At 67.3% G+C, this 10,003-nt stretch carries 10 protein-coding genes; 8 read left to right on the forward strand and 2 right to left on the reverse strand.

Going from position 1 to position 10,003, the window contains the following annotated elements:
• Position 1 precedes the first annotated feature (1 nt).
• On the reverse strand, positions 2-1,270 hold the full coding sequence (gene phnA / locus ACUSIJ_RS19195; protein WP_449310018.1) for a phosphonoacetate hydrolase: 1,269 nt from the start codon (positions 1,268-1,270) through the stop codon (positions 2-4).
• A gap of 103 nt (positions 1,271-1,373) precedes the next feature.
• On the opposite strand from phnA, the gene ACUSIJ_RS19200 reads away from it, so the two are divergent.
• From ACUSIJ_RS19200 to ACUSIJ_RS19210, 3 genes are all read left to right on the forward strand, one after another.
• On the forward strand, positions 1,374-2,255 hold the full coding sequence (locus tag ACUSIJ_RS19200; protein ID WP_449310019.1) for a LysR family transcriptional regulator: 882 nt from the start codon (positions 1,374-1,376) through the stop codon (positions 2,253-2,255).
• A gap of 292 nt (positions 2,256-2,547) precedes the next feature.
• Positions 2,548-2,799, forward strand: a complete 252-nt coding sequence (locus ACUSIJ_RS19205; RefSeq protein ID WP_449310020.1) for an AbrB/MazE/SpoVT family DNA-binding domain-containing protein — start codon at positions 2,548-2,550, stop codon at positions 2,797-2,799.
• Complete coding sequence (locus ACUSIJ_RS19210; RefSeq protein WP_449310021.1) at positions 2,796-3,194, forward strand: PIN domain-containing protein; 399 nt, start codon at positions 2,796-2,798, stop codon at positions 3,192-3,194. Before ACUSIJ_RS19205 ends, ACUSIJ_RS19210 begins: the two co-directional genes overlap by 4 nt.
• Before the next feature lie 25 nt (positions 3,195-3,219).
• Here the strand turns inward: ACUSIJ_RS19210 and ACUSIJ_RS19215 are convergent, their stop codons facing one another.
• Positions 3,220-3,813, reverse strand: a complete 594-nt coding sequence (locus tag ACUSIJ_RS19215) for a TetR/AcrR family transcriptional regulator (RefSeq protein WP_449310022.1) — start codon at positions 3,811-3,813, stop codon at positions 3,220-3,222.
• A 121-nt stretch (positions 3,814-3,934) separates the two neighbouring features.
• Here ACUSIJ_RS19215 and ACUSIJ_RS19220 point away from each other — a divergent pair, with 121 nt between their 5' ends.
• From ACUSIJ_RS19220 to ACUSIJ_RS19240, 5 genes are all read left to right on the forward strand, one after another.
• A complete protein-coding gene (locus ACUSIJ_RS19220) occupies positions 3,935-5,155 on the forward strand; it encodes an MFS transporter (protein WP_449310023.1) in 1,221 nt (406 codons plus the stop codon).
• A 280-nt stretch (positions 5,156-5,435) separates the two neighbouring features.
• Complete coding sequence (locus ACUSIJ_RS19225) at positions 5,436-6,575, forward strand: ABC transporter ATP-binding protein (RefSeq protein WP_449310024.1); 1,140 nt, start codon at positions 5,436-5,438, stop codon at positions 6,573-6,575.
• A gap of 167 nt (positions 6,576-6,742) precedes the next feature.
• Positions 6,743-7,702, forward strand: coding sequence for an extracellular solute-binding protein (locus ACUSIJ_RS19230; protein WP_449310025.1), 960 nt, complete (start codon positions 6,743-6,745; stop codon positions 7,700-7,702).
• A 147-nt stretch (positions 7,703-7,849) separates the two neighbouring features.
• Complete coding sequence (locus ACUSIJ_RS19235) at positions 7,850-9,463, forward strand: ABC transporter permease (protein WP_449310030.1); 1,614 nt, start codon at positions 7,850-7,852, stop codon at positions 9,461-9,463.
• Between the two features lie 177 nt (positions 9,464-9,640).
• A partial coding sequence (locus ACUSIJ_RS19240; RefSeq protein ID WP_449310026.1) for a 3-keto-5-aminohexanoate cleavage protein occupies positions 9,641-10,003 on the forward strand: 363 nt, incomplete at its 3' end.

Raw genomic sequence — 10,003 nt, forward strand, 5'->3', positions numbered from 1 at the left:
CTCAATCCTCCGCTTCACGCGTACCGTTCAGCACGAAGTCGAAAATGTCGTAGTTGTGGAGCTGCTGCGTCGCCGCCCGGGCGCGATAGGCCGCGTTAAGCGGGTGAGAGACGACGAAGGGCACCTCCCGCTCCGCCAGGCTGCCGTGCGAGCGCAGCCGCGTTCCGGCGAGTTCGGCGAGCCCGTGGGCGTCCCGATGCGCGCCGAGCGCGACGCCCTTGGCGGCAACGACGGCGACATCCCCTTCCCGCTCTTCGGGAAGGTCGAACCGGCGGCACGCCTCCGCGCGCAGCAGGGAGAGCTGGACACCCGGCAGGCGGCTGACGAAATCGCGGACCTCGCCGTGGTCGAGCGCGCCCAGCACGTGGATGCGCACGAAGCCGCCGAGCGCGCCGTGATGGCGCACGAACGGATCGGTGATCGGGCAGATCACCCGCGTCGTGCCCGCGCCGTAGCGGGCATCCAGCACATCGCCGAGATAGAGGACGTTCGGTGTGCCGTCGGCCAGCGACAGGTCGGACATGCCGTGATCGGCGACGACGCCGACCACCGCCCCGGCATCGAGCAGCGCCCCGATCCGCGCGTCGACGGCGCGGATGAAGGCGTCGGATTCCGGCGCGCCGGGGGCATAGGCATGCTGCGCGAAATCCGACAGCGACAGATAGAGCACCTGCGCCCGGCCGCCCTCCAGCAGCCGCAGGCCGGCGTCGAGCACGAACAGGGAGAGTTCGGCCGAATAGCGGTCCGGCACGGGCAGGCCGGCCTGCGCTTCCCCGCCGGTGATGCCATGCTCGGCAAGCGTGGCCGATTCCGCGTTTTCCGCCGAGAAGGCGATACCGGGCCTGCCCTCCCCGGCGAGCCCGGCGGCGAGAACCTTGCGCAGCTTGTCCTTGGCCGTCACCGCCGCGACCTTGACGCCGGCCTCGCCGAGCCCGGCCAGGATCGTCGGCGCCCGTAATGGCCCGGCATCGGTCATCATCACTTCCCGGCCGGTCTCCCGGTCGTACCAGTAGTTGCCGGAGACGCCGTGAACGCGGGGCGGCACGCCGCAGATGATCGACACGTTGTTGGGATTGGTGAAGCTCGGCATCGCCGCATGAGCGCTGGCGTAGAACCCCTGTTCCGCCATGCCGACGAGGCGTGGCGACAACCCGCGGACGGCCGCGTCCGCCAGATAGGAGGGATCGAACCCGTCATAGCAGATAACGACAGCCGGCACGATTGGAAGCTTATATTCGCGTTTATTTATTGTAATAGATAATTTTGTCAAAGTTATTTCCCCACATATCCGTGTTTGTGGGGTCTAGATATATTTCTTTACCAACCATTGAAAGCGATTTATATTCTGCACAATTTGAATTCAGGTAAAATGAATGAGTCGATTACCTTCCCTGAGGGCGCTTGCGACGCTCGAAGCGGTCGTACGTACCGGCAACATTGTTGCAGCCGCCAATGAACTTTGTGTGACGCCGGGGGCGGTGAGCAAGCAGCTCGCACAGCTTCAGGAGGGCGTGAGCGCGCCGCTGTTCGAGAAGGGACACAGGCTGCGGCCGACGCCCCTTGCGGTCGAGCTCGCGCAGGCGGTCGGCGCCGGATTGCAGCAGATCCAGGCCGGCTGGGAGGCCGTTTCGCGCGAGAGCGAGCAGCGCGTCATCACGCTGGCGGCCAACGCGACGCTGGCGTTCCATTGGATCATCCCACGGCTGATGGCGGCCGAGGAGGCGGCGGGCGGACGCCCGGTGCGCGTCACGGCGCTTCACACCACCGACGACTGGCAGCACGCCCAGTTCGACATCGGCATCATGCGGACGCCGTGGCACCCCGAAGGCTGGCAGCGGCGCGCGCTCGGCGTCGAGCAGCTGACGCTCCTCGCGCCGCCCGAGCGGGTGGCGGCGCTGCAGCGCTCGGGGCCGGCCGGCATCGCGGCCGAGACGGTGTTCGTCGCCGACACGCGGCCCGGCGAACTGGAGGCCTGGCTGGAGGCCGCCGGCATCGGCCGGCCCGTCAACACGCGCCGGACCCCGCATTTCTACATCGCCGCGCAGGCCGCCGCCGCCGGTCACGGCTGCATCGTCGGGCCGCCGCTGGTGCTGTCGGACCTGATCGATGCCGGACGTCTGACGGCGCCGTTTCCGGCCATCGTCGCCGACGGCGCCAGGCTGACGGCGGCGTTCGATCCGGACCGCTGCGATCCCTCCCTCGTCGACGCTCTGCTGCAGGCCGTTTTTGACGAGTTCCGGGCCTGGAATCCATAAAACCGCCTGTGGAGCGCGCCCGTCCTGCAAATGGACTTATCCGATCGATCGGAATTTGCGCAAAAGCAAGAATCGGCGAACACGATCCAGCCTAATCAGAACGGATTTTACTTTAGCTGTCGGGTCGTGAACCATCGTCGACGTATGTCGATATTGGTTCGAGACTTCGCGGCGATTGCGCAGCCTGTCCTCCGAACGTGCGGCGCAGAGGGCCGCACACGCGCCCGGGCTTGCGATGTAATCCGCCTGCGCATATAGTAATGCAATATCGGAATAAGTAAGGAGACCGGAGGTGAGACAATCCACCGTGACGGCCAAGGGGCAGACGACGCTGCCCAAGGATGTGCGGGCAGCGCTCGGACTCGTTCCCGGTGATCGGGTGCGCTATGTCATCCTGAATGGCGAAGTGCGCCTGCTGAAGGCGCGGCCGGTGGCGGCCCTCGCCGGATTGCTGGCGCGGCCGGGCCGGAAGGTGGTCAGTCTCGAGGATATGGAAGCGGCGATTGCGGCCGGTGCGACCGAGGGAGCCGATCCCGCGGAATGATCGCGCTCGACACCAATGTCCTCGTCCGGTTCCTGATGCAGGACGATCTCACGCAAGCCGCCGCGGCCAACGAGGCGATCGCCGGTTTGACCGTGGATGAACCGGGTTTCCTCTGCCGCGAGGTCATGGTGGAGCTGGTCTGGGTGCTGGAGCGCGCCTACAAATGCACGCGGGCGGAGATCGGGGCGGCTCTGGAGGGATTGCTCGCCGCCCCCGAGATCGAGGTGGAGGGCGCCGATGCCGCCGGTGCTGCCTTGTTTCAGTATCGGGATGAAGGGCTTGGCTTTGCCGATCTCATGATCGCGGCAGCCGCGCGGCGTGCCGGAGCCATCCGGCTGGTGACGTTCGATCGCAAGGCGGCCCGCATGAAAGGGGTCCACCTGCTGAGGCATTGACCCGCGGAGTGAGACAAAGCGGCCTCTAGTTCCTCCCCTTGCGCAGCCCTTCAAGCAGCAGCCGGAAGCTCGCTACCGCCCTTCTGGACGTCTCCTCGGGGTTGTCGGAACCGGCGATCCACATAGCGGCATGGCTGGCGGCACCGTTGATCAGCCGTGCGGCGGCCTCCGTGTCGATATCGACGAGCACGCCGTCGGCCTTGATCTGATCAAGGCTTTCCTTCAGCGCCGTGATGCAGCCGCTGGTGGTCTGCCATTGCGAAATGTCGCCGAGGACCGCCGGGCCGTCGCAGAACATGATGCGCTGGATCTCGGGATCGAGCGCCATCTCGATATAGGCGATCCACTCATCGACGACGCCCTGCCAGCGCGTCGGCGCGCGGGCGGAGATCGCCTCCAGCCGCTCCGTCATCTCCCTGTCGATCTCCTCGATGACCGCCCGCAGCAGCCCCTGCTTGTCGCCGAAGTGATGATAGAGCGCGCCACGGGTCAGTCCCGCCTCGGCCGTGAAGTCGTCCATGGACGCTTCGGCATAGCCGACGGTGCCGAAAGCGTGCCGCGCGGCGGCAATCAGCTTCGCCCGGGTTTCGGCAATCATTTCCTTGCGTGGCTTGCGCACCTTCGTCTCCAATTTCACATACGCCGCGTATTTCAGTTGACATACGCAACGTATGTGTCTATCTCATTCGCATACGTCACGTATATATGCGATACCTGTCGCTGATCAAGGAATTTCCCGAATGTCGAATCCCTATGCAGAAATCTTCAGTGCACCGGGGGCGAAGGGCTTCTCGGCCGCGGCGTTCGTCGCCCGCCTGCCGATCGCGATGGCGCCCATCGGCATCGTCGCCATGCTGTCGCAGACTCACGGCGAGTATTGGCTGGCGGGCGCCGTTTCGGCGACGTTCGCCCTGACGAATGCATTCCTGTCGCCGCAGATATCGCGGCTCGTGGACCGCTTCGGCCAATCCGCCGTCGTCGCGCCGGCGGCGTTCGTGTCGGTCGCCGCGTTTCTGGCGCTGATCGCGGCGGTCAATCGGGACTGGCCGGTCTGGACGCTGTTCGTCTTTGCCTTCGTCGCGGCGACGATGCCCAGCATATCGGCGATGGTCCGGGCGCGCTGGAGCGAGATTTTTCGCGATCGGCCCGAACTCAATACCGCTTTCGCGTTCGAGTCGGCCGCGGACGAGTTGATCTACATCTCGGGCGCTTCCCTTTCCGTGGGCCTTGCGGTCTCGCTCTTCCCGGAGGCCGGCATGCTGGCCAGCACCGGCTTCCTCGCCCTCGGCACGGTTGCGTTCCTGGTGCAGCGGTCAACGGAGCCGAAGGTGCGCGCGCCGGCCCTCGACGCCCCGCGCGGATCGGCCATCCGGCTGCGCCCGGTGCAGATCGTCACGCTGGCGCTCGTCTTCGTCGGCGCGATCTTCGCCACGGCCGAGGTGAGCTCGGTCGCCATCACGAAGGAACTCGGCCAGCCGGGCGCGGCGAGCCTCGTCATCGGCGTCTACGCCGTCGGATCGTTCGTTCTCGGCCTCGTCCTCGGCGCGGTCAACCCGACGATGCCCCTGCAGCGCCAGATGCTGATCGCCGTCAGCGTTCTCGCCGTCACGGCCGTGCCGCTGGTCGTGGCCGGCAGCTCGGTCATGCTGCTCGCAGTGGCCGTCTTTCTGAGCGGCGTCGCCGTGTCGCCGACCTTCATCACGGCTTTCGGCCTGATCGAGCGGCGCGTGCCGGAGTCCATGCTGACGGAGGGCGTGACCTGGGTCATGACCGGGATCGGTATCGGCATGGCGCTCGGCGCGTTCGCCTCGGGCTGGGTGGTCGACAACTACGGCGCGCAGAACGGCTTCTGGGTATCCGTGGTGGCGGGCGCGGCGACGGTGCTGACCGTGGCCGTCGGCCAGCGCAGCCTCGCCGGCGAGCGGGCCGACGCCGCCCGTCTTCCGCAGCCGGCCGAATAGGCGCTGCCCCGGCCACGCGGTCGAACCGCTGAAAAGCAACGGCTTGCGCCGCCGGCAGTCCGCGTCCCTTCCGAGGCGGCGCGGGCTGCCGGTCGGCATGTCCGACAGAGGGTTCGCAAGTTTGTTACAATTAGAGCTTATGTCGTTGGTGAGTCACCAGTTGTCGCCATTCGACGTCCGCGCTGCCAAGCGGATCCCTGACGAGTGCGATAACGCCTTCCATTCCTGAAGCTTGACAGCTCCCGGCTGCCGGCCTTCGGGTACAGCCGGATTGCCGCCGATGATACCGAACGCTGCGCAAGACAGCGACCGCAACCTCGATCCCGACCCGATATCCGCCGCAGCACCGGCCGTTGCCGTGGAGAACGTCGCGCTGAGCTTCGGGCGCAATGCGATCCTGCGGCAGATCGATCTCTCCCTGCCCCCCGGCCATATTCAGGCCCTGCTCGGCCCTTCGGGCTGCGGCAAGACCACCCTGCTGCGCATCGTCGCCGGTCTGCTGGCGCCCACCGAGGGAACCGTCAGAATCGGTGACGCAGTCGTCGCCGACGCCGAAAGCGGCGCCTTCGTGCCGCCGGAGCGGCGCGGGCTCGGCATGGTGTTCCAGGACTACGCGCTGTGGCCGCATCTGTCGATCGGCGGCAATGTCGCCTTTCCGCTGGAGATGCGCGGCGTCGCGGCGGCCGAGCGGCGCGCGCGGGTGGCGAAGGCGCTGGCGCTCGTCGGCCTTGCCGGTTTCGAGGGCCGCAGCCCCGCGTCCCTCTCCGGCGGCCAGCAGCAGCGCGTCGCCATCGCCCGCGCCATCGTGGCCGAGCCGCGTCTGGTGCTGTTCGACGAGCCGCTGTCGAATCTCGACAAGGAATTGCGCGATCAGCTCTCGACGGAACTCGCCGCGCTGGTGCGCGATCTCGGGCTCACGGCCCTTTACGTCACTCACGACCAGGGGGAGGCGTTCGCCATGGCCGATTCCGTCGCCATCATGCGCGGCGGCCGGATCGTGCAGAACGCGGCGCCGGAGGAACTCGTCGACGCGCCGGCCGACGCCGATACGGCGGTGTTCCTCAATCTCGGCCCGGTCTTCGCGGCGGTGGAGGGAAGCGGCGCGTGGCGGCTTGCGCATGCCGATCTCACGCTCGCCCCGCCGCCTGCCTTCGCAGGCCGGGGGAAGGCCCGGGTCCTGCTCGCCCGCCGCGCCCTCGCGCTCACCGCAGCCGGCGCGGGCGTCTGCGACGGAACGGTGAGCCACTGCCTGTTTCGTGGCGAACATCATCTCGTCACCGTCGCGCTCGATCGCCCCTCGCAGGCCGCGGAGGCGCAGCCGGTGGAGGTGCTGGTCGTCAGCGACAAGCGCATGCGGGCCGGCGAGCGTACGGGTGTGCGCGTCCTGCCGGAGCGGCTGCGCTGGTTCGCGGATGCATGATCGAGGCCGAGCGAAAGCCGCCTGCGGGAAACGACCGTGCGTCGGCAAGCGATTGGAACGGGATGGCGTTTGCCGGCATGACACCCGGCCGGCACGTCACCCCGCTCCCATAGTGCAGCGTTACATCGGGTTATCGTCAATCTTCTTGAGCTTATCGGGGAAACATCATGATCAGACATCTGCGTTTTGCTGCTTTCGTCATTGCCGGTCTTGCCGCCGCCACCGGTGCGCATGCGGACGTCACCGTCTATTCCGCCGGCCCCGCCGGCCTCATCAACGTTCTCGCCAAGGGCTTCAAGGACAAGACCGGCATCCAGGCCGACGTGTTCCAGGGCACAACCGGGCAGGTGATGGCCCGGATCGAGGCCGAGGCCGCCAATCCCCAGGTCGACGTGCTGATCTCCGCCTCGTGGGACACGGCGACCGATTTCGCCGAGCGCGGGTGGCTCCTGCCCTACACCAGCCCGAACGCGGCGAACGTGCCGGATTTCCTCAAGTCCGACACCGCGGTTGCACAGGGCATCTCGGCGCTCGCCATCGTCTGGAACCCCAAGAGCGGCACGCCGAAGCCGGCCGAGTGGTCCGACCTGACGCAGCCGGCGTTCAAGGATCTGGTGACGCTGCCCGACCCCGCCCAGTCGGGCGCGTCGTTCGAGCTCGTCGCCGCGCTCAACGGCGCTGCCGGCAACTGGAAGCTGTTCGAGGACCTCGCCGCCAACGGGGCCGTGGTCGCGGGCGCCAACGCCGCCGCGCTCAACCCGGTGCTGCAGGGCGCCAAGGCCGCCGTGTTCGGCGCCGTGGACTACATTTCGCTCGCCGGCCAGCAGAAGGGTGAGTCGGTCGAGGTGATCTTCCCCGCCTCCGGCACCGTGATCGCGCCGCGTCCGGTCGTGATCCTCAACTGGTCCAAGAACCAGGATGAGGCGAAGCAGTTCGTCGACTACATCCTGTCGGACGAGGGCCAGGCGCAGGTCGCCAAGGCGTTCCTGATCCCCGCCCGCACCGACATCGCGGCGGACCGCCCGCTGATCAAGGATCTCAAGCTGCTCGAGATCGATTCCACGCAGGTCTACGCCAAGCGCGCGGAGATCCTGAAGGAATTCGGCGCCATCTTCGCCAAGAAGTAAGACCCGACGGCACACGCGGCGCGCCCTGTGCGGACGCGCCGCTTCCTTTTCATCCGGCAGTTCTTCAACGCGGCGAGGCGGGCCATGAGCAACCCTGGAACCACGCGCAACCCCGGCCCCGTGGTGTGGGGAGCGGCGCTTGCGCTCATGGTGCTCGTGGCGGTTCCGCTGCTGTTCATCATCCTGCAGGCCATCTTCCCGGCCGTGGGGCGGGGGTCCCTCGCCGCGCCGCTGGAGGGGATCGGCAAGGTCCTGTCCGAGCCGGGGCTGCCGCGGATGGCGGCCAATACGCTGCTGCTCGGTCTCGGCGTCGTCGCGGGTTCCGCGCTCGTCGCCGTGCCGCTCGCCGTGTTGCGAGCGCTGTTTCGTGTGCCGCTGGCGCCGCTGTGGGACGTGCTGCTGCTCGTGCCCTTCATGATCCCGCCCTATATCGCGACGCTCGGCTGGATCATGACCCTGCAGCCCAACGGCTATCTGAAGCAGCTCGCGGGCTTCGACGCGGGCACTTATCTCTTCTCGCTGTGGGGCGTGATTTTCGTCATGACGCTCGGGGTGTTCCCGGTCGTCTATTTCGCCGTGTCGCGCACGGTCGAGGCCATCGGCGGACGCTACGCGGACGTGGGCCGGGTGTTCGGCGCCTCGCCCTTCACCGCCTTCCGCCGCGTGACGCTCCCCCTCTCGCTACCCGGCCTTGCCGCGAGCCTGCTGCTCGTCTTCGCCATGGCGATCGAGGAATACGGCACGCCGGCCGCGCTCGGCCGCCAGGCGGGTTTCGAGGTGCTGGTGACCGGCATCGACACCAGGGTATCGGACTGGCCCATCGACCTGCAAGGCGCCGCGGTACTGTCGCTGGTGCTGGTCATGATGTCGCTCGGCGCCTTCCTCGTCCAGCTGCGCATTCTCGCGAACCGGTCCTTCGAGACGGTGGGCGGCAAGCCGCAGGCGTTCCAGAAGCGCCCGCTCGGCATCTTCGCCGTTCCCGTCGTCGCCGCCTTCGCCGTCGTGACCCTGCTTGCCGTCGGCGTGCCGCTGTTCGCGATCTTCGCCACCGCCCTGTCGAAGACGCTCTCCGGCGGCCTCTCGCCGGACAACCTCGGCCTCGGCCATTTCCGCGCCATCGCCGCCGACGAGAACGGCGCGTTTCGGGCGCTCGTCAACAGCCTCAGCCTCGGCGCGGTCACGGCGCTGCTCACCGGCCTGATCGGCGCCGCGACATCCTACACCGTGGTGCGCACGCGCTTTCGCGGCAAGGGCTTTCTCGATGCCCTGACCGTCGTCCCCAACGCCATTCCCGGCATCGTGGTGGCGGTCGGCATCATCCTGGCGTGGAACCAGCCGTGGCTGCCGGTCACGCCCTACAACACGCCGCTGATCCTGCTGATGGCCTATTGCTGCATCCTGCTGCCCTACACCGTGCGCTACGCCAACGCCGCGTTCAGGCAGGTGGGCGACAACCTTGAGGCGGCGGCGCGCGTCTTCGGCGCATCGCCATTGACGGCCTTCCGGCGCATCCTGCTGCCGCTGGTGCTGCCGAGCCTGATTGCCGCGATGCTGCTCGTCTTCGCCGTCGCGACGCGTGAACTCGTCGCGTCGATCCTGCTCGCGCCGGTGGGCATGGCGACGATCTCGACCTTCATCTGGCGGCAGTTCGATCAGGGATCGGTGGGGCTCGGCATGGCGATGAGCGCCGTCACCATCCTGATCACGACCACGATCCCGCTCGTGGTGACGCTCGCATCCGGCCGCCGCGGCCCCATGTAGGGCCGAATACCGGCCCGCCGAAAGCCGCCACGCGCCCCGATGATCTCCCTCCCCGGCCCGCTCCGGCGGCGCCCATGTCGATATCGCGGGCGGGGCTTGAGTCAATTTCAATTGACAAACGCACCACCACAATAAATTATCGATCAATAAATAAATATTATATTCGGGGAGTTTAACGTGGCCAGATCACGCAAGGTCATCATCACCTGCGCCGTCACCGGTGCGATCCATACGCCCTCCATGTCGGAGCATTTGCCGATCACGCCGGATGAAATCATCGACGACGCGCTCGCCGCAGCGCAGGCCGGCGCGGCGATCCTCCACCTTCACGCGCGCGATCCCGAGACCGGCAAGCCGGACCAGACGCCGGAGGCTTTCGGCCGTTTCCTGTCGCGCATCAAGCAGCAGACCGACGCCGCCATCAACATCACCACCGGCGGCAGTCCCTACATGAGCGTCGAGGAGCGCGTGCGGCCCGCCGCGCAGTTCAAGCCCGAGGTCGCCTCGCTCAACATGGGATCGATCAACTTCGGCCTGTAC

Source organism: Pseudochelatococcus sp. B33 (genome assembly GCF_053570585.1).